The sequence below is a fragment of the Roseovarius sp. Pro17 genome (assembly GCF_035599575.1).
Taxonomy (GTDB): Bacteria; Pseudomonadota; Alphaproteobacteria; order Rhodobacterales; family Rhodobacteraceae; genus Roseovarius.
In genome coordinates this window covers 2,459,670-2,483,434 of sequence record NZ_CP141179.1, presented here as the reverse complement: position 1 = coordinate 2,483,434, position 23,765 = coordinate 2,459,670, and the positions used below count along the sequence as shown (strand labels likewise).

Here is a 23,765-nt window from a genome sequence, read left to right as displayed (position 1 = left end):
TCAGCCGGGCGTCCCCTCACACGTCTGCCTTACGCTCCGGCACGATTTGCTGCATGATTCCGGCACCCAGCAGGTAAACCGACGTCACCACCAGCCCCCAATGCGCCCAGCTTTCGGGGTGAAAATCGACCCAGGCGGCCCAGCCGGCAAAGAACGTCCAGGCGAAAATCATCGGAAGTGATATCGCGCGCCAGCGTTTGGTGCGCACAGGATGCACGAATTTCAACGGCAAAAACATCGCGACAGCCAGCACGGCCACCAGCGTCAGCGTGAACCAGAAGGGCGGCTCGGTCGCGAAAAGGACCAGCACCAGCATGTTCCATGTTCCGGGAAAGCCCTGAAACGACTTGTCGGCGGTCTTCATGCCCCGGTCGCAGAAATACATCGCGCTGGCGAAGGTGATCAGGATGATCGCCGCCCAGCCCGTCCAGCCCGGCAGTAGCCCCGATTTGAATAGGGCAAAGGCCGGAATGAACGCGTAGGTGATGAAGTCGATGATCATGTCCAGAAGGACGCCATCAAATCGCGGCGCATATTTCTCGACGTGATATTTACGCGCCAGTGGCCCGTCCGCGCCGTCGACCGCGAAGGCGACAACCAGCCAGACAAACATAAGGCTCCATTCTTCATCCGCAGCGGCCAGCATGGCCAGCATGGCGAAAACGATGCCGGTCGCGGTGAAAAAATGGACGGAGAGTGCTTTGATTTCGCGTGTCATGGCGTCCCTATAAGCGCAATGGCGGGGCCGGGCAATCAGGCTTTGGGATGGGCGCGGGCATAGACTTCCATCAGGCGGGCGGTATCGACGCCTGTGTAGGCCTGCGTGGTCGACAGGGATGCGTGACCCAACAGCTCTTGTATCGCGCGCAAATCGCCCCCGGCGTTCAGCAGATGTGTGGCAAAGCTGTGGCGCATGGCGTGGGGCGTAGCGGTGGCAGGCAGGCCCAACTGCGCGCGAACCTGTTCCATCATTTTTTGCACCACGCGCGGGGATAGCTTGCCGCCGCGCGCGCCCATAAACAGCGGTCCGTCTGCCACAATAGGGTGCGGGCAGGCGCGGGTGTATTCGTCCACGGCATCGCGCGCGGCGGGCAGAACCGGTACCATCCGCTCCTTGCCGCCCTTGCCGGTGATGCGCAGTGCGGTGGGCAGGGGCGCGTCGGCGCCAGTCAGCGACAGCGCCTCGGATATGCGCAGGCCACAGCCGTAGAGCAGAGTTATTACCGCTCGGTCGCGTGCGGCGATCCATGGGGTGAGCGACTGAAACTCGGCGGTATCAATCACGTTTTTAGCGGCCTCGACGCTCAGCGGGCGGGGCAGCTTGCGCTGGAACTTGGGACTGCGGGTGGCGAGGACTGAGGTGGGCTCGAATCCCTCACGCTCGGCCAGCCAGCGGTAGAAGGATTTGACCGCTGATAGTTTGCGCGCGAGGCTGCGCGCGCCGACGTCATGACCGCGCGTATGCGCCATCCAGGCACGCATGTCCGAGGTCGTGATATCGGCCAGCGCGCCCAGGCCCTGCGGCTCGCCCTTGTGCTGCGTAATGAAGGTCAGAAATTCCGTGACGTCGCCCGCATAGGCCGTGATGGTGTTTGCCGCCGCGCCGCGCAGCGCGCGCTGGTGATCCAGCCACAGCGACAGCGCATCGCGTGCGGCGGGCGAGATCATGACAGCCAGCGGCGCATGGCCCTCTCGAACACGCCTGCAAAGAAGGTCAGCAGATCGGTACCCTGCTGCGGAGTGAACTGGTTCGGATCTTCGGCCCCCAGCACCAACATGCCGGGCAGGCGGCCTTCGCCGAAATTGAGCCTCAGACACGCTTCGGAGCGGATAAAGCCTGCCGCATCGCCATGCAGCGCGCCCGCGCCGCCGCTAAGTTGGCGCAGAGTCACCTGCCGCTCGCCGCTGCGCCCGTTTTCGATATAGCGCGACACGAACCCCGGCTCCGTGATGGACAAAACGTCGCCCAGACGCTGCACCGCCGGATCGGCCTCATCCTGCACCGATTCGAGGATCAGGCGCACGGACTCGACGCGCAGTATATCCGCCACCTCGCCGCCCAGATCACGCAGAAACGCCTCGAATTCGGTGGGGTCCAGCATCCGAAGAATGGCGCGGTGCACCTGATTTGTGCCGGCCAGATTATCATACGCGGCGGCGATCACGCTGCGATGCGTATCCTCCAGTCGGTCCAGCCGCGCCTCTAGCCGGTCCATCGCAATGCCGCGCAGATCGACGATATTGCCGCCCATCGCCCGCTCGTTTGCGGCGATCAGGGCCTGCATAAGGTCTTGATCTTCTAGGATAACGTCGGGCTCACTGATGATCCGCTCGCGCAGGTGGTCATCCATCTTGGGTATGCTGCTCATGCTCATGCTCGTTTTTTTTGGTTTTGAAGGTCATAGCATGGGGTTGCAGGGAAATCTTCATCTGATTTGGGCAGGCGGGTAGAATTTCTGATCGACGAAGCGTACAGCGACAGCATCTGCGAAACTCAGGGCAGACAAATAGCGCGCGATGTCGTGACAGCGCGTTACCGAATTGGGTGGACGGCGCAGTAGCCTTGCCGGCATATTTCCTTATCATCCATCGTTGGAGGATAGGCATCATGATGGGGAGAGTGCAGACAGCGTGCGATAAATTACTTGGCAATCTCGGTCACAGGATGGCGGAGAAGCTTGGCGCGAAACACTCCAAATACAAGCCGCTCGCACATATCGAGTTTGACGAGCTGTGCCAAACACTTCGTGCTGGTGACGTTTTGCTCGTCGAGGGAAACGAGCGGATTTCCGGCGTTATCAAATATGTGACGCAATCCACTTGGTCACATGCCGCGCTGTTCATCGGCGACGCTCTTCCCGAACCCAAGGACGGTTCGGAACGCCCCCGCCTTGTCGAAGTGAACATGCACGAAGGCTGTGTTGCCTCGCCTCTTGAGAACTACCACGGATTTAATCTGCGAATATGCCGGGCTAGTGCGCTGAGCGACGCTGAACGCGCTGCTCTGGTCGCCTTCATGATAGGCAAGCTTGGCCTGCGCTATGACATGCGGAACATCTTTGATTTGCTGCGCTACTTTCTCCCGACACCGCCGTTGCCTGTGCGATGGCGGCGCAGAATGCTGTCCTTTGGGTCTGGCGATCCAACACGCGCGATCTGTTCCTCATTGATCGCGCAGGCATTTCAATCGATCAGCTATCCCATCCTTCCGGAGGTGTCCTTCGACGATGCCACGAATATCGCAGCACAACGTGAAATATTCCACATCCGCGACCATTCCCTGTTCGCACCGCGCGATTTTGATCTGTCACCCTACTTTCAGGTGGTCAAACCGGCGCTCACAGATGGGTTCGATTTTCACAAATTGGTTTGGGATTGACCGGGAGTCTCGGTCTGATCTTGTCATAGGGCGGGTAAGGTGTGGGGCGCACGGCGCAATCTTGGCGGCAATGACAGGTCCGCAGATGTAAACTTAAACCGGACAACGGGTGACTTAATGGGTTTTTAGAGGGCTTGTTGACACGACGCCCCGGCGAAACCGCTTTGCCGGGGCGCAGTGCCATTTTAGCAGGTTTTGATCTTTATACGATCTTCTGACCCGTCTTGGCCCAATCCTTCATGAACTGGTCCAGCCCCGCATCGGTCAGCGGGTGGTCGGCCATCTTCTTGATCACTGCGGGCGGCGCGGTCATTACGTCCGAACCAATCATCGCCGCCTGATAGGCGTGATTCACCGAGCGGATCGATGCGGCCAGGATCTGCGTTTCATATCCGTAATTGTCATATATCTGGCGAATATCCGAAATCAGTTCCATCCCGTCGAGGTTGATATCGTCCAAGCGCCCGATGAACGGGCTGATAAAGGTCGCGCCGGCCTTGGCCGCCAGCAGCGCCTGATTGGCCGAGAAGCAGAGCGTGACGTTAACCATGTTGCCCTCGTCCGACAGGACTTTGCACGCCTTAAGGCCCGCCCATGTCAGCGGCACCTTGACGGCGATGTTGCCGGCGATCTGCGCCAGCTTGCGGCCTTCTTCGATCATGGCGTCGGCCTCTAGTGCGACGACCTCGGCGCTGACGGGGCCATCGACCATCTCGGCGATTTCCTTGGTCACTTCCAGAATGTCGCGGCCTGATTTCAGGATCAGGGACGGGTTGGTGGTGACCCCGTCCACCATGCCCAGATCGTTCAACTCGGCAATTTGATCGACTTCGGCGGTATCGACGAAAAATTTCATGGCGGCAGCCCTTCTTGGTGGATTGGAGTTTGCTGCGGGAACGTTTATCCCATGGGCGCATCCCGTGAAACCCTGAAAGGACCATGCGCGCGTGACCGCTGCCCCCGAATTTTATGACGAAGGCGCGCTGGTCGGCGTTCTGACCGCGCAGCCGCTGGACCGCGTGCTAGATTACCGTGCACCCGAGGGCGGTTGTTTTCCGGGCGCTTTCGTCGAGGTTCCGTTGGGGCCGCGCAAGGTGCTGGGCGTCGTCTGGGGGCCGGGCGAGGGTGGGTATGATCTGGCAAAGGTGCGCAGCATTATCCGCGTGCTGGACGTGGCCCCGATGCAGGATGAAATGCGCAGTTTCCTGCAAAAGGCTGCCGACTACACGCTGACCCCGATGAACGCGATGCTGCGCCTCGCCACTCGGGCGCCGGGATTGGGCGATCCGCCCTCGATGCTAAAAGTGTATCGGCTGGGCTATAGCGAGCCGACGCGCGTGACCGATACGCGCCAGCGCGTGCTGGAGGTGCTGGAGGCGCAGGGCGATCAGGCCTACACGCTTAAGGAGCTGTCTGACGAGGCGGGCGTGACGTCGTCGGTCATCAAGGGGCTGGTGAAACAGGGCGCTGTGGACGAGGTCGACACGCCTCGCGACACACCCTATCGTCGCCTTGATCCAGCGCTCGCGTCCAAGGAATTGACCGAGGATCAGGCCAGTTGCGTCACCAGCCTAGATACCGCGATCCGCAGCGGCACCTACGGCACGACCCTGCTGCGTGGCGTCACCGGATCGGGCAAGACCGAGGTCTATCTGGAGGCAGTGGCAAGCACCCTGAGGATGGGCCGTCAGGCGCTGGTCCTGCTGCCCGAAATCGCACTGACCGCCGAATTCCTAACCCGTGTTCAGGCGCGGTTCGGCGCCAAGCCCGCCGAGTGGCATTCGGGCGTGACCATGACCGAACGCCGCCGCTGCTGGAAAATGGTGGGGCAGGGCAGCGCACAATTGGTCGTCGGTGCGCGCTCGGCGCTCTTTCTGCCATTCCGCGATCTGGGCCTGATCGTGGTCGATGAGGAGCATGACACCTCCTACAAGCAAGAAGACGGCGTTCTGTATAATGCCCGCGATATGGCCGTTTTGCGCGCGTCGATTTGCGGCGCGCAGGTGGTGTTGGCCTCGGCCACGCCCAGCCTTGAGACGTGGGTGAATGCCGAGGCTGGCAAATACACCCGCCTCGACCTCAAGGCGCGGTTCGGCGTTGCCGTCATGCCAGAGGTCCGCACTGTTGATATGCGCAGCGAAGATCTGCCCGGCAATCGCTGGGTTTCACCAACACTGCAATCCGCCGTTACCCAGCGGATCGAAAAGGGCGAGCAATCGCTGCTGTTCATCAACCGTCGCGGCTACGCCCCCGTTACTATTTGCCGGGCCTGCGGGCATCAGATCGGCTGCGATCACTGTGACGCGCGCATGGTCGAGCATCGCTTTCAAAAGCGCCTGATGTGCCATCAATGCGGCGAGACAAAGCCGATGCCAGAAAAATGCCCCTCCTGCGAAGTTGAGGGCAAGATGGCCCCCGTCGGCCCCGGTGTGGAACGTCTGGGCGAGGAGGCGGCGCTGCTGTTTCCCGATGCGCGCGTCGCCACGCTGAGTTCTGACATGTTCGCCAGTTCCCGCGCGCTGAAAGAGCAGATACGCGCCATCGCAGAAGGCGAGGCAGACATCATCATCGGCACGCAGCTGGTGGCGAAGGGACATAACTTTCCGTTGCTTACACTCGTCGGCGTGATCGACGCCGATCTGGGCCTGCAAGGGTCCGACATGCGCGCAGCCGAGCGGACGTTCCAGTTGATGCGGCAGGTGGCCGGACGCGCAGGGCGCGCTGACAAGCCTGGCACAGCAATGCTGCAAACCTTCCAGCCTGAGCATCCCGTCATCCGCGCGATCCTGTCGGGGGACGAGGAGGGGTTTTGGCGCGCCGAGGCCGAAGAGCGCAGGCAGGCGGGCGTGCCGCCATTTGGGCGCATGGCGGGTATCATTCTCAGCTCACCCGACATGCAGCAGGCGTTCGATGTCGGCACACATCTGGCAAGAACCGACGCGCCCCTACGCAACATCGGCGCGCAGGTCTACGGCCCGGCGCCTGCACCCATCGCGCGCGTGCGCGGGCGCCACCGGGTGCGCCTGCTGGTCAAGGCACCCAAAGGCGCGGCATTGCAGCCGGCGCTGGCGCAGTGGATCGCAAGTGTCCGCGCGCCCAATTCGCTGCGGCTCAGCGTTGATATCGACCCGCAGAGTTTTTACTGAGCGGGTAACATTGACGCACTGCGCTGGTTGCGCCATGCAACCCAGCAATAGCGCGCCTTCGTGCGCCGCAGCCGCTGGGCGCCTATTCATGGAAACCGCATGACCCCCAATATTCTACCAGACGGGCGCGCGAACGCGCTTGGCGCAGTCTGGATGGTGTCGGCGATGGCGCTGTTTGCTGTCGAGGACAGCTTTATCAAGGCCGCGTCGCAAACGATGCCAGTCTGGCAGATCCTGATGATCTTTGGGCTGGGCGGCGCGCTTGTTTTTGCGTGCCTGCTGCTGCGCGAAGGCTTGCCGCTATTCATACCCGAGGTCGTGTCGCGGCCCATGCGCATTCGCGTCGTCTTTGAGGTGTCGGGCCGGTTGTTCTACGTGCTCGCTTTGGCGCTCACGCCGCTTTCGTCCGCGACCGTGATCTTGCAGGCGACGCCGCTGGTTGTCGTGGCGGGCGCGGCGCTGGTCTTTGGCGAGCGGGTGGGCTGGCGGCGTTGGACGGCGATTTTCGTCGGAATGGCCGGGGTCGTGATAATCATCCGGCCCGGCGCAGACAGCTTCTCGCCGCTGTCCATTCTTGCACTGCTGGGTATGATCGGCTTTGCTGGACGCGATCTGGCCAGCCGGGCGGCACCTGCGGCGATCAGCACTTTGATGTTGGGGCTCTATGGGTTTCTGTCGATGGCCCTTGCCGGCGCGCTATATGCCGCGTGGCAGCCCGAGGTAGCGGTCTGGCCCAGCCTGCGCGATGCTGCACTCTTAATGGGTGCGATCTTTGCCGGGACGGTGGCTTATGCGTGCCTGATGAGGGCTATGCGCACCGGTGAAGTGTCCGCCGTGACGCCGTTCAGATACACACGCCTGATATTTGGTATCGCCTTGGGGATCGCCCTGTTCGGGGAGAGGCTAACGGCACCGATGATGCTAGGGTCTGGCCTGATTGTGGCGTCCGGCATTTTCATCCTGTGGCGTAGCCGAAAGGTGGCAGAGGGTAGCGACGCTTAAGGTCTGGGTCTTGGAAGTCCACGCAAAGCCTCTCGCCAAACGTCATCCTCGGGCGTAAAGCAAATCCATGACGCGCACTGTTCCCATAGGCGAAGCCCGCCAGATGCCTCTCTGGCGCCGACCGCGCACGCTGTTGTTCCTGATGGCGGCGGCGATGCCCATCGCGTTTGCCACTTGGTCGGCGCTGCTGAACAACTTTGTCATCGAAGTGGCGCATTTTGACGGGCACGACATTGGTTGGCTGCACACGGTGCGCGAAATTCCCGGCTTTTTCGCCATTGGTGTCATCGCAATCATCATCTTTGTGCGCGAACAGGTGCTGGGCCTCGTATCGCTGATGCTGTTGGGCGTCGCCACCGCGATCACGGCGCAGTTTCCGACGATGGGCGGCATCCTGACGATTACCATGCTCAGTTCCATCGGGTTTCACTATTACGAGACGGTCAATCAATCGCTGCAACTGCAATGGATTGACCGCGCCCGTGCGCCGCAGACGCTGGGCTGGCTGATGGCAACGGGGTCGGCTGCAACGTTGGTTTGCTACGGATTTATCGTCATGCTGTGGGAACCGCTGAACCTTACCTACAACATTGTTTACATGATTTCGGGCGGGACCACGGCAGCGATCGCCTTGTTCGCCCTCGTCGCCTATCCGCAGTTCGAGGCACCCAATCCGCAGTTGAAACAGATGATCCTGCGTCGCCGTTACTGGCTCTATTACGCGCTCCAATTCATGGCTGGCGCGCGGCGGCAGATCTTTGTCGTCTTTGCAGGTTTCATGATGGTCGAAAAATTCGGCTTCGCGGTGCACGAGGTCACAGCCCTCTTTATGATCAACCTCATGGCCAATATGATATTTGCGCCTCTGATGGGCGGCGCCGTCGCACGATATGGCGAACGGCGCACGCTGATATTCGAATACATCGGCCTGATGATCGTTTTCCTCGCCTATGGCGGCATCTATATGTTCGGCTGGGGCGTCCTGCTGGCCGCGACGCTCTACGTGATCGACCACATGCTGTTTGCACTGGCGTTGGCGCTGAAAACCTACTTTCAAAAGATCGCCGATCCCGGCGACATCGCGCCCACTGCCGCCGTTGCATTCACGATCAACCATATTGCCGCCGTGTTCCTGCCCGCGCTGTTGGGCTACCTCTGGCTGGTGTCGCCGGGTGGGGTGTTCCTGCTGGCCGCTGGCATGGCGGGCATATCGCTGCTATTGGCGCTGCTGATCCCGCGTCATCCGGCGCCGGGCAATGAAACCATCCTGTCGCGCCTCGTGCCTGCTCCGGCCGAATAGCACGCCAGCCGCGAGGCCACTCCATGCCCACATTTACAGCGCTTACCACCCTGCAAGGCCAGACCGGCGCCGAGGCGCTGGCCGACGCGCTGGAGGATCTGATGCCTGAGCCCATCGGCATCGGCACGTTCGAGGTCGAGGACGGCAGCGGCACATGGGAGGTCGGCGGCTATTTCGAGGCCGCGCCTGACATCGCCGGGCTCGAACTGCTGGCGAAGGTGCATGGCGCGCGGCCGTTTACCGTATCCGAAGTGCCCGAAACTGACTGGGTTGCGCATGTAAAGCGCGAGCTGACGCCGGTCGAGGCGGGGCGGTTTTTCGTCTATGGTAGCCATGATGCGGACAAGGTGCCGCAAAATTGCGAGCCACTGCTGATTGAGGCGGCCATGGCATTTGGCACCGGGCACCATGGCACGACGCAGGGCTGCCTGCGCGCGCTGGACCGGCTGGCCAGTGCGGGCGCGCCACATCGCTCGGTTGTTGATATTGGCTGCGGCACTGCGGTGTTGGCAATGGCTGCCGCGCGGATTTGGCCGGGTGTGATGTTGGCCAGCGATATCGATTGCGTCGCCGTAGATGTTGCGCGCGTCAACGTCGCGGCCAACGATTTGGAAGGTCGCGTGCGTTGCATCGAGGCGACCGGACTCGATCATCCGGACCTTGCGGCGGCAGCGCCCTTCGATCTGGTCTTTGCTAATATCCTTAAGGGGCCGCTGATTGATCTGGCTCCGGGCATGACCGCCAGCCTCGCGGGCGGTGGCCATGCGATTCTGTCGGGCATCCTGAACGAGCAGGCGGACGAGGTGATCGACGCTTACACTCAGGCTGGAAACAATTTGATCAAAGCCGAAATGATTGGTGACTGGACGACGCTCACAATGCGGAAAATTGGCTGAAAATACGCCTTAAAGCTGTTGTGATGGGGTCAGTGCCTCGGAATTGCCACATTTTGAACCTAGTTTTTCCATGCGATCTGGCGGGGGCCGGAAGACGGAAAGTTGCTGATGTCCACGATGACACGTATCAATTCGCCCAAGGGGTTTGAGGCTCGCATCACAAAGGTGCGTCGCTCTCACAGCCGTTTGGCGCACGGGTATGAGGCCAAGGTCGGTCGTGACGGCCTGATCGTGTTCCGTCCCAAACGTCGCCGCCGCGGGGTGCCGCTGCGTAGTCTGATTATTCTGATCGCCGCCTTTGTCGGTTTCAAGGTGCTGGTGTTGATGCAGATCGGCGATATTTCCTATCAGGAACGCGTCAATGCACTGGCCTCTGGTACCGCCCCCGAGCGGATAGGCGCCTTTGCCATGCAGATTGATCCGGTCACGCGCATCATAGTGCAACAAGTGGTCCCTCTATTTAAGTAGCCTCCGAGACTTGCGATCCCGCGTTTCGGGACCGTAACCAAGGCCACCCAAGGACATTGTTAGGCCGAATTTGTTACCAAATTATTAACGAGTGACCTTTTTACCCTCCTTATTAAAATGGCCCCGTGCTGCTGGTCGGTGCGGGGCCTTTCCGATGCCGGTATTGTGCCTCGCCCTTTGCAAGACCCTCGATTGGGATTTCGCCCTGTCCGTTCGTGGCCACGAACGTTATCGTATGATCCGCGGCACATTAATGGCGAACGACTCGGCCGTCGTTGATCTATATCGTCTGACTGGATCCGATTTCACTCATATCGAGAGGGCGCTGCCCCGACGCACGATTGTGAAAGTTGTCATGATTGGCCGCCATTTTATCTCGCTCTGGTAACAGAATAGGCAATTTCGCCCGAGATTTAACTGTGGTCGCGGTTTGACACCGGGCGCGTATGCGGGCTTCGGGTCAAAAGGCGAGCACGGGGATCGGTGTGGCTGGTGGGTCATGCGGTCAAAGAAAAACGCGCGCCCCGAATTTGGGTGGCGCGCGTTTTAAAACTCATCGATCTGTACGGCGTGTCGCCGGGCACCCATTAGCGGACGCTGAATGAGGCGATATCGGCGCGGCTCAGGCCAATGTCTTCCAGTTCGCGATCCGAGAGGACCGACAGGGCCTTGCGTGTGGCGCGGGCGTCGTTCCAAGCGGTGAAGGCGGCGACAAAGCGGGTCAGGCTGAGACCGACAGGTGCAGTGCGGAACTGGGCGGAGCGGTTGGTTTCGATAGCGGCCATTTTAATCATCCTTTTGATTTCATGACGCCTTGTCATGACAAGTTGGTAGCTGTTGCTGCACTGCAGATAGATGCCCCGGATCGTTCTGGCAATGGCGGTTTTGGCATAGTCATTATGCGCCCGGCGCATAGGTCGGGAATGCCTCCATAAACCTTTTATTAAAGGCTATATGCCGTATTATGCCGTCAGCTCATCTCACCAAGTGCTCAATGCTGCGGTGCAGAAATATCACAGTGCCTCATGGTGGGCCTGACGCGGGTCTGCTCATTCCGCTTGGACCGCGTTCCCCTTTCGTGCTAAGCCTCTGCGAAAGGCCGCGCAAAAGCGGGCGAATGGCGCCGGAAAATCACGGCAGGGCAGGGGCGATACATCATGCGGGTTCTTGGCATCGATCCGGGATTGCGAAACCTCGGCTGGGGCGTGATCGACGTCGACGGCAGCCGCTTGAGCCACGTGGCGAACGGCACGCTGCACTCAATCGGCGAGGGCCTGCCCGAGCGGCTTTTGTCGCTGTTTCAGCAACTGGGCGCGATCCTGACACAATATGCGCCGCATACGTCGGCCGTCGAGCAGACCTTCGTCAACAAGGACGGCGCAGGCACGCTAAAGCTGGGCCAGGCGCGCGGCATTGCCGTGCTGGCGCCAGCACAATACGGCATAGACGTTGGCGAGTACGCGCCCAACACCGTGAAAAAGACGGTCGTGGGCGTCGGCCACGCGACTAAGGACCAGATCGCACATATGGTCAAAATGCAGTTGCCCGGCGCGGTACTGACCGGGCCGGACGCCGCCGACGCATTGGCCATCGCTATCTGTCATGCGCATCACGCGGCCAGCCGTGCGCGAATCGCCAAGGCCAGCCAGATAAGGGTGCGGGCATGATCGGGCGCATCGCGGGCCGCATCGACTATCGCGCCGCCGACCACGTGCTGATCGACGTGCGCGGAGTGGGCTATTTGGTGTTCTGCTCGGACCGCACAATGCAGGCGTTGCCGCGCGCGGGCGAACATGCCGCGCTCTACACCGATCTGTTGGTGCGCGAGGATATCTTGCAACTCTTCGGCTTTACCACGCTGGTCGAAAAGGAATGGCACCGCTTGCTGATGAGCGTGCAGGGCGTCGGCGCCAAGGCCAGCCTTGCGATCCTCGGCACGCTTGGGCCTGACGGCATTGGCCGCGCCATCGCGCTGGGCGACTGGAATTCGGTCAAGGCGGCCAAGGGCATCGGCCCGAAAACCGCGCAGCGTGTCGTGAACGAGCTAAAGGACAAGGCACCCGAAATCATGGCCATGGGTGCCGGCCCAGCCGTTGCCGCGCCCGCCGCGGATGCCGGGGTGATCGAGGGCGACGCGCCCCCCGCGCCCCGCCCCATCCCCACAGGCCCTGGCCCGCAAGCCGAGGCGCTGTCGGCCCTCAGCAACCTGGGATATGCGCCGGGAGAGGCCGCGGGCGCGGTCGCGCAGGCGGCAGGAGATGCGCCCGAGGCGGATGTCACCACGCTGATCCGCGCGGCGCTGAAACTGCTGGCGCCAAAGGGGTAGGGTGCAATGATGACAGATTCAGATCCCGCTCTGCGCCCAGAAAAGCTGGCCGAGGACGAGGGCCGTAGCCTGCGCCCGCAGCATCTGGATGCGTTCATTGGTCAGGCCGAGGCGCGCGCGAACCTGCGCGTCTTTATCGCCTCGGCCCGCCAGCGCGCCGAGGCGATGGATCACACGCTGTTTCACGGCCCGCCGGGCCTTGGCAAAACGACGCTGGCGCAGATCATGGCGCGCGAACTGGGCGTCGGCTTTCGCATGACGTCCGGGCCGGTGCTGGCCAAGGCAGGTGATCTGGCCGCGATCCTTACCAACCTTGAGGCGCGCGATGTGTTGTTCATCGACGAGATTCACCGCCTGAACCCCGCCGTCGAAGAGGTGCTCTACCCCGCGCTTGAGGATTTCGAGCTGGATCTGGTGATCGGAGAAGGCCCCGCCGCGCGCACGGTCCGCATTGAGCTGCAGCCCTTTACCCTTGTTGGCGCGACGACGCGGCTGGGCCTGCTGACGACACCATTGCGCGACCGTTTCGGCATCCCCACGCGGCTGCAATTCTACACAGTGGATGAGCTGCACGAGATCGTCGTGCGCAACGCGGCACTTCTGAAAATACCCTGCGCCACAGACGGCGCGCGCGAGATCGCCCGTCGCGCGCGCGGCACGCCGCGCATCGCTGGGCGGTTGCTGCGCCGGGTCGTGGATTTTGCGCTGATCGACGGCGACGGAACCATCACTCGCGCTCTGGCGGACAGTGCGCTGACGCGGCTGGGCGTCGATCATCTGGGGCTGGATGGCGCGGATCGGCGCTATCTTACGCTGATCGCCGAGGCCTATCAGGGCGGCCCTGTCGGTATCGAGACACTGAGTGCTGCGCTGTCTGAATCGCGCGACGCGCTGGAGGAGGTGATCGAGCCATTTTTGCTGCAGCAGGGTCTGATCCAGCGCACGCCACGCGGGCGCATGCTGGCTCAGCGTGCGTGGAGCCACTTGGGCCTCGCACCGCCAAAAGCTGCTGGGCAGAGCGAACTTTTCTAGGCTCGGCGTGTGATGTTAGCGTTGGAATTTGAGTATTTGCGGAACAATGAAAGTGCTTAGGCTTGGCTTTTTCTTGGCGAGAATAATCAGTCATCCACCTGTACGGCGCGCTGACTTGTCCAATGTGGCAAAGTTCGGCATTTCGTGGCGCGCAGGTCTGCGCTAGAGAGGCGCCGCGATATCATGCAGGAGGTCGCGATGGGACCGGATCAGATCGAGGCATATTTTACCCGTTCGGATGGCAGCTATCTGTGCGCGCGGTGGGGCAGGCCGATTGCGCCCGTTGTGTTTGGCGTCGACGACGCAACACTGGCCGTGGTCAAGGGCGCGATCGAGGCGGTGAGCCAGCTGGCAGGCCACGACATGGCCGAGACGGACCCCGAGCTGGGCGCGAACATGATGGTTTTCTTTTTTAGCGATTGGGTTGAACTGCTGGAACTGCCCGATCTGGACCGAATGATTCCCGATATCGAGCCGCTGGTTGCGCGTCTTGAGGCGGCAGATGCCAATCAATACCGGACTTTCCGCTTTGATGAGGGTGGCGCGATCAAGGCTGCCTTCGTTTTCCTGCGGATGGACGAACATCTAAGCGCCGTGCCTGCCGCGACGCTGGCGCTGAGCCAAGCTGTGCAGACGATCCTGTTATGGTCAGACACGGCATTTCAGGACGGCTCGCCTTTGGCGCGCGTGCCGGGGCATGAGGCGGCCATGCTGCGCCCCGAAATTAGCGACGTGATCCGGGCCGCATATGATCCGGTGCTGTCGCCGGTGGCACAGGACGTCTCGCACGCGCTGCGTCTGTCGGCGCGTATCGCCTCGCGCGCGAACTGATCTTGCCGGGGACCTGTAAGTGGGGCGAACGGCGCGCCACCTCTTTGCATGATCCGGCTGGCGAGATTGCTGCGCGGGCGTTGCGCCTATAGCGTGGCAGGTGCCCCACATGAAACGGAGACATCCCATGCAGCCTACGCGAATCGCACCCGGAGACCGGATGAGCCAGGCGGTCGTGCATGGTGGCATCGTGTGGCTATCGGGACAGATCGGCAAGGCAAGCGACGATCTGGAAGGACAGACGCGTGCCTGCCTCGCGCAGGTCGAGGCGCTGCTGTCGCAGGCAGGCTCGGCCAAGTCGCACATCATCAAGATGGAGATATGGCTGGCCGATCTGGCGGATTTCGACGTGATGAACGCAGTTTATGAGGCGTGGCTTGATCGCGAAAACCCGCCTGCGCGTGCCACTTGTGAGGCGCGCGTGCGCGCGGATGGCACCCTGATCGAGATGGTCGCGACCGCCGCGCTGGTCTGAGATCCATTTACAAACAGGCTTGACGGTTTGTTTTTCCGGCGACAATCTGAGCGTGAAGGCGGCGGGCGGCTGAGAGCCGGACCGAACCTGCCTTCGAACAGGGAGATATAAATGAAGACCATTCGCAAGATCATTCGGGGCGCAGGCATTGTCGGCGCCATCGCGCTGGCACCGCAACTGGCCACCGCCGAGACGAAATTCATCGCCAATTCGTTCTACGATGCTGGCACGCCTTTTTCCAAGTGGGGTTATACCGACTGGGCCAAAAGCGTGAACGAGATGTCGGGCGGCGAGTTGGTCCCGGAAGTGTTCACGGGCACCGTTCTGTTGGCACCGCGCGCCAACCTTCAGGGTATTCGCGACAACGTGGTGCAGGTGGCGCATCACGCCGCCGTCTACACACCGTCCGAACTGCCGGTCGCGAACGCGGTGCAGGAGCTGGGATTTAACTATTCCGATCCGCTGGTTGCGATCTTTGCCGTCGCCGATTTCAGCACGCATAACCAGACGCAGCTAGACGAGTGGAAGGACAAGGGCGTTGTTTATCTGGGCGCCTACGCGACGCCGCCCTATCTGCTGTTCTGCCGCGAACCTATCCGCAATCTGGCCGAGCTTAAGGGCAAGCGCATCCGCACCGCAGGCTCCACCGTTTCTCTCTGGGTCGAGGCGGCTGGCGGCATTCCCGTCAATGTTCCCTCGTCCGAGATGTATACCGGCCTCGAGCGTGGCACGCTTGATTGTGCGTCTAATGCGGGCAACGATCTGATCGACCGCTCGCTATGGGAAGTGGCCGAGCATACCACGCTGCTACCGACCGGCATGTACTGGTCCGGGCCGCAGTGGGGTGCGAACCCCGGCTTCTGGGCCAGCCTGACGCCTGAGCAACGCAAAGTCATGTTCGATGCTTCGGCCCTTGGCATGGCGCGGATGAACATCGCCTACATCCAGCGCGCCGAGGATGCGCTGATAGAGGCGCAGGAAAAGGGTCATACGGTCTATGAGCCTGAGGCCGACTTGATGCAATCGATCGTGGACTACCGGGAAAAGGCGCTGGCCGATGTCTATGATACAGCCGAGCAGAAATATGGCCTGACCAACGGCAAGGAGGTCATCGACGACTTCCGCGCGACGTGGGACAAGTGGGAAAAGCTGCTGGCTGATGTCGACCGCACCGACGCGGATGCGCTGGCTGCTATCGCCATGAAAGAGATCTACGCCGATCTCGATCCTGCGACCTACGGCGTCCAGTGAGACACCCTGACGGCGCCGCCCCTCGCGGCGCCGCACACATAGCGCTTGGCAATGGGGGCGGGGCGCTGCCGCCCGGCCCCCGTCGTCGCACGCAGGCCGAACGCTCGCATGGAACACAGCAGAAAATCCTGAACGTCACCATCGATCTGGTTCTGGCCAAGGGCCTGCGCGACACCTCGACAGTCGATGTGGCCGAAGGCGCGGGCGTGTCGCGTGGCGCGTTGTTGCATCACTACCCCAGCAAACAAGTGCTGATGCAGGAGGCGCTGCGCCACCTGCTGACCGGCGAAATTTCCGAGATCCAGACCATCGCGGCGACGATCCGCAACGGCGAAATGGACATCGACGGCTTCCTCTCGGAAATGTGGCGGCGTTTTTCGGGGCCGATGTTTATGATCACGATGGAATTTCTGACCGCCGCGCGCACCGATCCGGCCATCCGCGAGGCGCTGATCCCTGTCGCGTTAGACTACAACCGCCAGCTGGACGAAATCTGGGAGACGCTGTTTCCCGAACTCACCGCGATGCACGGCACAAGGCGGATCGCATTGAACGCAACGCTCTGCCTGCTGCGTGGCATGGGCACGCAATCCATATGGCGCGATGATCCGCAGCTATTTCTTGATATGCTGGAATTCTGGAAAACCGCGCTGGGCAATGCCGCGCAAGGCCCCCTCAAGGAGACGCCGTCATGACCGATCAGGCCCATCCGCCGGAGGAAACCGGACTCATCTACGGGGCGATCCGGATCGTCAACCTCGCGCTGCTAACGCTGGGCTGCCTGTTTTTGCTGCTGATGATGGCGCATATCACCGTGGACGTGATCGTGCGCTACGTGTTCAACGGGTCGATGATCGGCACGCTGGAAACGGTGTCGTTCTACTACATCGTCCTCGCTGTGTTTTTGCCGCTGGGCTATGTCGAGCTAAAGAACGAACATATCCGCGTGGACCTGTTCGCGCAGATGATGCCGAACTGGGCGCAGCTGGCGCTATATGTGCTGGCCTGCATCGCGGGGCTGGTATTTTTCGGGATGCTGATGTGGCAAAGCGGCCTTGACGCCATCCGCTCGACCCAGCGGTTGGAAACGATCATGTCGAATTTCCTCTTTTACATCTGGCCCAGCCGCTGGGCGCTGCCGGTCGGCTTTGCAGGGATGTGCCTAGCCATTCTGTCGAACCTTTTGCGGGCGCTGCAGCGCCGCCAAGCCCTGTAAGGACGCCCCCGGATGAGCAATCTCGATATCGGTATCATCGGCACGCTGACCGCGCTGGCCATGATCGCATTGCGGGTGCCGATCGGCCTGACGCTGGGCCTTGTGTCGATCTTTGGCATGGCGGCGATGATCTCGATGAGCGTGGCGTGGGGCATGATCTCGGCCACGCCGTTTGATTTCGTTGGCCAGTGGGAACTGACGGCAGCGCCGATGTTCCTGCTGATGGGCTATATCTGCACCGCGACCGACATGACCAAGAGCCTATTTGTCTCGCTCAAGGTGGTGTTGGCGCGTCTGCCCGGCGGGTTGGCCGTGGCATCCGTCGCGGCCTGCGCGTTCTTTGCCGCTGCCTCCGGCTCCAGCGTGGCGACAGCGGCCGCGATGTCGCGCATCGCGGTGCCGGAAATGCTGAAGGCGAAGTATGACAAGGGGTTGGCGACGGGCACCATCGCTGCCTCCGGCACACTGGGATCGTTGATCCCGCCCAGCGTTCTGCTGATCCTCTACGGCGTTTATGCACAGGTATCGGTCGGCCAGCTGTTCCTTGCAGGGTTCATCCCCGGTGTCGTATCGGCGTTGATCTACATGGCGATGATCGTCACACGGGTAAAGCTGAAGCCGTCGCTGGCCGGCGTTGTCCAAGAGGATATCAGCCGCGAGGAAAAGATCGCCGCGCTCAAGGATATCTGGCCGCTGCCGTTACTGATTTTCTCGGTGCTGGGTGGCATTTTTGCAGGCGTGTTTTCCCCGACCGAGGCGGGCGCCATCGGTGCCGCCGTCGCCACAGTGATCGCCGTCGTTCGCGGCGCGTTCACGTGGGCCGCGCTGCGCGATGCGCTGATCCAGACCGCAATCAGCACGACGGGCATTTTCATCATCCTCGTCGGGTCGGTGTTTTTTACCCGGTTCCTCGCGCTCAGCGGGTTGCCGCAGGCCTTTGCCGACGTGATCCTTGGCGTCAGCGACAATGTCTGGTGGATCCTCTTTGCGGTCGCGCTGCTCTATATTGTCTTGGGGATGTTGATCGACTCCATCGGCCTTTTGCTGCTGACACTGCCACTGGTCCTGCCGCTGGTGCAGGGCGCGGGCCTTGATCTGGTGTGGTTCGGCATCATCGTGATCAAGCTGCTGGAGGTCGGCCTCGTCACGCCGCCCATTGGCCTCAACGTCTATGTGATCAAGGGCGCGCTGGGAAACCTTGTGACCCTCCCAGAGGTGTTCAAAGGCGTGGCGTGGTTCATCGTCATGGATATCGTGACGCTGTTTCTGATCATCCTGATCCCCGCCATGTCGCTCTGGCTGCCATCGCTGGCATTTCGCTGATAGCTCACAAAAAGGAAAAGACTCATGCCCGATTTTCACGATGCCGACTATGAAAAGCGCAGCTATGGTGCCATCGAAGTGGGTCGGGGCCGCCGTCCCGGCATCGTCGTGATCGACTATCAAAAGGCCTTTACCGAGGATCAATATGCCCTTGGCGGTGCGCCCATGGTCATGCGCGGGCTAGAGAATACCGCGCGTCTGCTCAAGGTCGCGCGCCAGCACAATATCCCCGTCGCCAATTGCTACACCGCCTACAAGGACGAGGATGACATGCCCCACTGGAAGGTCGACGTGGTGCGCCGGGAATTCATCCACGGCCATCCCAGCACCGAGCTGGATCCGCGCATCTATGACGAGAGCTATGACGTCAAAATCTGCAAGACCGGCCCGTCAATCTTTTTCCAGACGCCGGTAGTGCCGTTCTTTACCAAACACAGCGTCGATACTGTCATCGTCACCGGCTGCATCACCAGCGGGTGTATACGCGCATCGTCCATCGACAGCTTCCAATGGGGATATCGCACCATTGTGCCCGAGGATTGCGTCGGCGATCACGAAGAACAGCCGCACAAGGACAACCTGCGCGATTTGGGGCGGCGCTATGCCGATATCTCGACCTGCGACGAGATGATTGCCTATATCGAAGAGGTCGGACGATTGAATTCGCAATAGCAATGCGGCGCGATCGCCCGGCATATATCAATGGGGCGGGCCGGCAGGTCGGTAGTTTTTAAACATTATCTCCGTCAGACAGGCGTTCTTAGAAGCTGGTCGCTGTAAGTCGCAAGGATGGCAGTCTCGGAGCCGGATCAGTGTTCTGTCGAGAATCGGCGCTGCGCTATCGCATTGCCAGAATTATCGGTCCAAGCTGTAGATAATAAAAATCGGCGACTTTCCGCTCGAATCTGGGGCATTTTCACGCTGATAGCGATGGAAACTGATGGGTATCGACGCAGGACCGCAATGCCCTTGCTTTTTAGCAAATATTGCCCCATGTCACCCCTGCGACGTTACGTCTATCGGCATCACTGCTCCTTTCGGGCCAGTTATTCGATCTTGCACTAACTTGGCCGATCTGCTGCATTACGTGGGCAGTTACTTTGAAGGAGTACGACGATGGCTACTGGCACCGTCAAATGGTTTAACACTACAAAAGGCTTCGGCTTTATCGCTCCCGATGGCGGTGGCAAAGATGTGTTCGTACACATCTCCGCCGTTGAGCAAGCGGGCCTGACCGGCCTGAACGACGATCAGAAAGTGACTTTCGACATCGAAGCAGGCCGTGACGGCCGCGAAAGCGCATCAAACATCGTTCTGGCATAAGGTTTATCTCTTAATTGAGAATGAACTTTAGACAATCTAGTGGGCGCATCGGTGACGACGCGCCCATTTTTGTTGGCGTTGCTACGTTCGACAATAGAGCAATGATCTGCCGTTAAATGCGGTGTTAAGCACGAATGACGGCAATTCAGAACCATGCTTGTTGGGATTCAGAGGCGCGCATAAGCAGCTGCGCGACCATGTATCCAAAGTGATACGGCCCCGCTTATTTAGAATTTTCGTATGGGATATTCGCTTACGTCCAACGCATGCGGTCGCAAATTCCAACTAGATTAATGCCCAAGTTTTGGCTTTTAATTCGGTGAATCGCCTCCGTCACGTTGGCTGCTGTTTTCAAATCGCCAAATTCGTCGGCGTGGATTCCACCAGAAATAAAATAGGCATCGAAATTGTTGTTGGCTGCGCCCTTGATGTCTGTTGGCAATCCATCGCCTACGGCCAGCAATCGACTTTTGGCTATTTCTCGGCCTGCGATACTGGCAATTCTTTTCACAGCTTCGTCGTAAATTGGCGCCTCGGGTTTGCCGGCGAACATCACCGTGCCACCTAATTGTGCATAGCGCTGAGCAATTGAACCAGCGCAGATAACCATGCGGTTTCCGTCCCGCACCACCAAATCAGGGTTCGCGCATATCATTTCGACCGCGTTATCTCGCATTTCGATAAGAAGGCTGTGATAAACGTCCACCGTCTCGATGGCGTCATCCAGTGGCCCGGTCAGCAGGCATAGTTTCGCGTCTGATATTCCCACAATCGGGTTTGTCAGACCTTCCAAGACTGAATGATCGCGCGCTGGACCGAAATGAAATAATGGCGCGCCGGCCTTTTCTTTGACGGCTTTTCTGGTGACGTCCCCCGAGGTCACAATGGAATCAAACGCGGCCCGCGGAACTCCCAAACGCTCTAACTGGGGATAAATTTCGCGGCAAGACCGCGGAGCGTTGGTGATTAAAACAACGTGGCCCCCACTGGCACGATACCTGCAGAGCGCATCTACGGCACTTTCGAAAGCCGCAACTCCATTGTGGATCACGCCCCAAATATCGCACAACAAACCGTCGTAGTGATTTGCAAGTCCGCTCAGCGGAGTGAGTCCAATTGACGAAGTTAAGAGCTGTGTGGGCAATGCCATGAGGATGACGGGGCTATCCGCCGGCGACCCCACTGTCAACCTGGACTGGTGGCGCGCGCCCTTGCTGACCGCTATGGCAATCGACCGCTTTTGAACCGCAAAAGCCGTGTCTGAAAACATGCCTGCGTATCTTCTTTGCAATTTTTGCGCCATCTGTCGTTGAGCAGCTCGGCACTACGCGACAATGCTTGGTTGCATCCAGTCCTTGCAATTTTGTGGCTTTGCCCTTAAATATAAGCTTCGGGCGCTTAACTTAGCGCGCGATAGTACTACTCAAATCAATCTCAGTACTTCAGGTTGCCTGAAGCTACTGCCGGATGTTACCGGTCAAAATCCAACGCCACCGTATGTGCCGTTGCTTGTTGACCGCCTCTTGCGACCTCTGAATTTGTTCGACCCTACTGCACAGCATCAGACGCTGTTTTCCAGCGCATGATGGTAGCCTTATCAGCCACTCTTGTTGGGATAAGGCGTTCCTTAGCTTCCCTCTGCAGGCGCTCAATTTCTGGTCGACGTACCGACAGCCACCCATTGTGGCTGCGGCTTCGAATTCGATTTGTGCCCTCTCGATGTCCATGTTCGATCCGCGAGCATGGACTATTCATGGGCGTGCCGACTTCGTGACCAATGGTCAGGGAGGCGACGGAGCTCGACGTTCTTTTGGATAAATACCTGCTTTTCACACCCGGCCCTGTAAATGTCGCCGAGACGCTGCGCCACGCGATCTGCCGCGAAGACATCTGTCATCGTGAGCCCGATTTCGATGACCTTCTTGCCAGTATTGAACAGAAAATTCTGTCGCTCTTTCAGATAGAAAACCGCCGTCGCTACCGCGCGGTGGTGATCACCGGCTCTGGCACGGCTGCCAATGAGGCAATCCTGTCGTCTGTTGTGGGCAAGGGCGCGATCCTGATCCTGTCGAATGGTGAGTTCGGTGAGCGCCTGCACAGGACGTCGCTGATCCACAATAAGCGGACCCATCTGATCGAAATGCCTTGGGGAACGCCGTTTGATCTGCCGCAGATCGACGCTTACCTGGCGGCCCACAAGATCGACGTGGTGGCCATGGTCCATCATGAAACATGCTCGGGCATGCTGAACCCACTGGGCGAAATCGGCGCGATGGCCAAGGCCAGCGGCGCCCTTTTCGTCGTGGACGGCGTAAGCTCGGTCGGGGCGGAAGTGGTCGATATGGAAGGGTGCAACATCGCCTTCTGTTCCAGCTCCAGCTCAAAGGCGATCGGATCCTACCCCGGTCTGTCCTTCGTCATCGGACGCAAAAAACACTTCAAGACCCTCAAGGCCCACGCGGCCAAGACAACCTATCTGAACCTCGCCACGTTCTACGAGTTTCTGAAAACCCGCAGCCAGACGCCGAACACACCCGCCGTTCCGCTGTTCTTTGCATTAGAGCAGGCCCTTACGAACATCCTGCGCGAGGGCGTGATCAAACGCGCTGCCCGCATCAAGGCGCGCGCGGAAATGTTGCGCGTGGGTATGCGTCGGCTGAACCTGGAATTTCTGATCGATGAGGCGGACATGTGTTCGATCCTTACGACCGTTCGCGTGCCGCCCAGCCTTTCGGTCAGCGATATCCGCGACCGTCTGCGCCAGAAATCCATCATTATCTATGAGGGCAAAGGATGCTTTGCTGGCCGTGTGTTTCAGGTCGGAAATATAGGCGAGTTGTCCGACTACGACATCCGGTTTTTCCTGTCTTCGCTCAAGGACGTGCTGCTGACATTGCAGGCCGAGGCCGCCGATCTGGTGGCAACGGTCAGGCCAAAAGGTGCGACCCTCGTGAGGTTGCCAACATCCGGCCAAGCGCTGGCGAAGGTGGTATCATGACGGACAAGCTGACACGGCTGTGGGCCACCAAGACGAAGGACGACGAATGGTGGTCGTCGTTCGTCACGGCCCCTCTGGCTATCGTCGCCAATTACGGCGCTGTCGAGCTGCCTTGGATCACGCCGAACCGGATCACGGCGGCGTCGTTCCTCGTCGCTGTCGTGGCAACGATCGGAATTCTGATAGGCGGTACCGTGTGGTTCATCGTGGCTGCGATCCTGATCCATGTCAGCCATGTCCTAGATTGCATGGACGGGCAAATGGCGCGCTACCGGCAGGTATCGTCGCTGGTCGGCAGTTATTATGACCGCCTGACGGATCAGGTGCAGGTCACGCTGTGGTTCGGCGCCGCGGGGTATGCGGCCTATGCGCAATCGCTGAGCGTCGTTCCGGTCTTTCTCGCGCTGATCGGAATCGCGTTCTACGGGTTGCGCGGCTACGTGAAATACGTCGCCATGCAGATCGAAACGGCGCGTGACCCTGAGTACCCTGCGACGATGGCCCTTCTGGGTCGGGTCGAGCCTGCGGCAGGCCTCGGCTTTGGCCTACGCGCAAACGTCGCATGGTTCATCAAGGAACAACCAAAGGCCTTAGCCGCAGATGAGGGTGTGTTTATCTTCATGCTGTCGGCGGCGCTCGTGCTGGACCAGCTAACACCGATGCTCTGGGTATTTGCGGCCAGCCAGATCTTCTGGGGGATCTACTGGGCAATGAAGCAAGGCAAGAACATCAGTGCCGACCGGCAACTTCCAATTCAGAAATAACGCGCCTGTAACGGCGCAACTACGGGATACATAAA

Annotated in this window: 25 protein-coding genes; 19 read left to right on the top strand and 6 right to left on the bottom strand. The window is 60.1% G+C overall.

The features are described 5' to 3' along the window. Positions 1 to 16: 16 nt before the first annotated feature. From U3654_RS12070 to U3654_RS12060, 3 genes are read right to left on the bottom strand one after another with little or no spacing between them, the layout of a single operon-like run. Positions 17 to 718 (bottom strand): phosphatidylcholine synthase, encoded by a 702-nt coding sequence (locus U3654_RS12070; RefSeq protein WP_324751800.1) that lies wholly within the window; start codon positions 716 to 718, stop codon positions 17 to 19. Positions 719 to 753: 35 nt separating this feature from the next. After that, on the bottom strand, positions 754 to 1,668 hold the full coding sequence (locus U3654_RS12065) for a tyrosine recombinase XerC (RefSeq protein ID WP_324751799.1): 915 nt from the start codon (positions 1,666 to 1,668) through the stop codon (positions 754 to 756). Beyond that, positions 1,665 to 2,369 (bottom strand): DUF484 family protein, encoded by a 705-nt coding sequence (locus U3654_RS12060; protein ID WP_324751798.1) that lies wholly within the window; start codon positions 2,367 to 2,369, stop codon positions 1,665 to 1,667. Before U3654_RS12060 ends, U3654_RS12065 begins: the two co-directional genes overlap by 4 nt. Positions 2,370 to 2,563: 194 nt before the next feature. On the opposite strand from U3654_RS12060, the gene U3654_RS12055 reads away from it, so the two are divergent. Further along, positions 2,564 to 3,379 (top strand): lipo-like protein, encoded by an 816-nt coding sequence (locus U3654_RS12055; RefSeq protein ID WP_324751797.1) that lies wholly within the window; start codon positions 2,564 to 2,566, stop codon positions 3,377 to 3,379. Positions 3,380 to 3,581: 202 nt separating this feature from the next. Here U3654_RS12055 and fsa read toward each other — a convergent pair whose 3' ends face one another. Beyond that, complete coding sequence (fsa, locus tag U3654_RS12050) at positions 3,582 to 4,235, bottom strand: fructose-6-phosphate aldolase (RefSeq protein ID WP_324751796.1); 654 nt, start codon at positions 4,233 to 4,235, stop codon at positions 3,582 to 3,584. 91 nt (positions 4,236 to 4,326) lie between these two features. On the opposite strand from fsa, the gene U3654_RS12045 reads away from it, so the two are divergent. From U3654_RS12045 to U3654_RS12025, 5 genes are all read left to right on the top strand, one after another. Next, positions 4,327 to 6,525: a primosomal protein N' gene (locus U3654_RS12045; protein ID WP_324751795.1), complete on the top strand. Its 2,199-nt coding sequence runs from the start codon at positions 4,327 to 4,329 to the stop codon at positions 6,523 to 6,525. Positions 6,526 to 6,624: 99 nt separating this feature from the next. After that, positions 6,625 to 7,527 (top strand): DMT family transporter, encoded by a 903-nt coding sequence (locus tag U3654_RS12040; RefSeq protein ID WP_324751794.1) that lies wholly within the window; start codon positions 6,625 to 6,627, stop codon positions 7,525 to 7,527. A gap of 67 nt (positions 7,528 to 7,594) precedes the next feature. Next, on the top strand, positions 7,595 to 8,827 hold the full coding sequence (locus U3654_RS12035) for an MFS transporter (protein WP_324751793.1): 1,233 nt from the start codon (positions 7,595 to 7,597) through the stop codon (positions 8,825 to 8,827). A 23-nt stretch (positions 8,828 to 8,850) separates the two neighbouring features. Further along, on the top strand, positions 8,851 to 9,723 hold the full coding sequence (locus U3654_RS12030) for a 50S ribosomal protein L11 methyltransferase (protein ID WP_324751792.1): 873 nt from the start codon (positions 8,851 to 8,853) through the stop codon (positions 9,721 to 9,723). Positions 9,724 to 9,831: 108 nt separating this feature from the next. Continuing rightward, entirely contained in the window at positions 9,832 to 10,191 is a 360-nt protein-coding gene (locus U3654_RS12025) for a hypothetical protein (protein WP_324751791.1), read from the top strand. A gap of 587 nt (positions 10,192 to 10,778) precedes the next feature. Here the strand turns inward: U3654_RS12025 and U3654_RS12020 are convergent. Then, on the bottom strand, positions 10,779 to 10,976 hold the full coding sequence (locus U3654_RS12020; protein WP_324751790.1) for a DUF1127 domain-containing protein: 198 nt from the start codon (positions 10,974 to 10,976) through the stop codon (positions 10,779 to 10,781). 372 nt (positions 10,977 to 11,348) lie between these two features. On the opposite strand from U3654_RS12020, the gene ruvC reads away from it, so the two are divergent. From ruvC to U3654_RS11965, 11 genes are all read left to right on the top strand, one after another. After that, entirely contained in the window at positions 11,349 to 11,858 is a 510-nt protein-coding gene (gene ruvC, locus U3654_RS12015) for a crossover junction endodeoxyribonuclease RuvC (protein WP_324751789.1), read from the top strand. Continuing rightward, on the top strand, positions 11,855 to 12,517 hold the full coding sequence (gene ruvA, locus U3654_RS12010; protein ID WP_324751788.1) for a Holliday junction branch migration protein RuvA: 663 nt from the start codon (positions 11,855 to 11,857) through the stop codon (positions 12,515 to 12,517). The genes ruvC and ruvA overlap by 4 nt, the downstream gene beginning before the upstream one ends. A gap of 9 nt (positions 12,518 to 12,526) precedes the next feature. Further along, a complete protein-coding gene (ruvB, locus tag U3654_RS12005; protein ID WP_324755276.1) occupies positions 12,527 to 13,549 on the top strand; it encodes a Holliday junction branch migration DNA helicase RuvB in 1,023 nt (340 codons plus the stop codon). A gap of 198 nt (positions 13,550 to 13,747) precedes the next feature. Beyond that, complete coding sequence (locus tag U3654_RS12000; RefSeq protein WP_324751787.1) at positions 13,748 to 14,380, top strand: hypothetical protein; 633 nt, start codon at positions 13,748 to 13,750, stop codon at positions 14,378 to 14,380. Between the two features lie 127 nt (positions 14,381 to 14,507). Further along, on the top strand, positions 14,508 to 14,855 hold the full coding sequence (locus U3654_RS11995; RefSeq protein WP_324751786.1) for a RidA family protein: 348 nt from the start codon (positions 14,508 to 14,510) through the stop codon (positions 14,853 to 14,855). A gap of 111 nt (positions 14,856 to 14,966) precedes the next feature. Continuing rightward, positions 14,967 to 16,106: a C4-dicarboxylate TRAP transporter substrate-binding protein gene (locus tag U3654_RS11990; RefSeq protein ID WP_324751785.1), complete on the top strand. Its 1,140-nt coding sequence runs from the start codon at positions 14,967 to 14,969 to the stop codon at positions 16,104 to 16,106. Continuing rightward, positions 16,103 to 16,801 carry a TetR/AcrR family transcriptional regulator gene (locus tag U3654_RS11985; RefSeq protein ID WP_324751784.1) on the top strand — a complete coding sequence of 233 codons (699 nt, stop codon included), beginning with the start codon at positions 16,103 to 16,105 and terminating at the stop codon, positions 16,799 to 16,801. The genes U3654_RS11990 and U3654_RS11985 overlap by 4 nt, the downstream gene beginning before the upstream one ends. Further along, on the top strand, positions 16,798 to 17,322 hold the full coding sequence (locus U3654_RS11980) for a TRAP transporter small permease (RefSeq protein WP_324751783.1): 525 nt from the start codon (positions 16,798 to 16,800) through the stop codon (positions 17,320 to 17,322). The genes U3654_RS11985 and U3654_RS11980 overlap by 4 nt, the downstream gene beginning before the upstream one ends. Before the next feature lie 12 nt (positions 17,323 to 17,334). Continuing rightward, positions 17,335 to 18,645: a TRAP transporter large permease subunit gene (locus U3654_RS11975; protein ID WP_324751782.1), complete on the top strand. Its 1,311-nt coding sequence runs from the start codon at positions 17,335 to 17,337 to the stop codon at positions 18,643 to 18,645. A gap of 24 nt (positions 18,646 to 18,669) precedes the next feature. Continuing rightward, a complete protein-coding gene (locus tag U3654_RS11970) occupies positions 18,670 to 19,317 on the top strand; it encodes an isochorismatase family protein (protein ID WP_324751781.1) in 648 nt (215 codons plus the stop codon). Between the two features lie 444 nt (positions 19,318 to 19,761). After that, positions 19,762 to 19,968, top strand: coding sequence for a cold-shock protein (locus tag U3654_RS11965; RefSeq protein WP_324751780.1), 207 nt, complete (start codon positions 19,762 to 19,764; stop codon positions 19,966 to 19,968). Between the two features lie 253 nt (positions 19,969 to 20,221). On the opposite strand, the gene U3654_RS11960 is transcribed toward U3654_RS11965, so the two are convergent. Then, the gene (locus U3654_RS11960) at positions 20,222 to 21,238 is read right to left on the bottom strand and encodes a TIGR01459 family HAD-type hydrolase (RefSeq protein WP_324751779.1); all 1,017 of its coding nucleotides are present in this window, start codon (positions 21,236 to 21,238) and stop codon (positions 20,222 to 20,224) included. Between the two features lie 540 nt (positions 21,239 to 21,778). Between U3654_RS11960 and U3654_RS11955 the strand changes: the two genes are divergently transcribed. After that, a complete protein-coding gene (locus U3654_RS11955; RefSeq protein WP_324751778.1) occupies positions 21,779 to 22,966 on the top strand; it encodes a pyridoxal-phosphate-dependent aminotransferase family protein in 1,188 nt (395 codons plus the stop codon). Further along, positions 22,963 to 23,730 carry a CDP-alcohol phosphatidyltransferase family protein gene (locus tag U3654_RS11950; protein ID WP_324751777.1) on the top strand — a complete coding sequence of 256 codons (768 nt, stop codon included), beginning with the start codon at positions 22,963 to 22,965 and terminating at the stop codon, positions 23,728 to 23,730. Before U3654_RS11955 ends, U3654_RS11950 begins: the two co-directional genes overlap by 4 nt. Positions 23,731 to 23,765 lie beyond the last annotated feature (35 nt).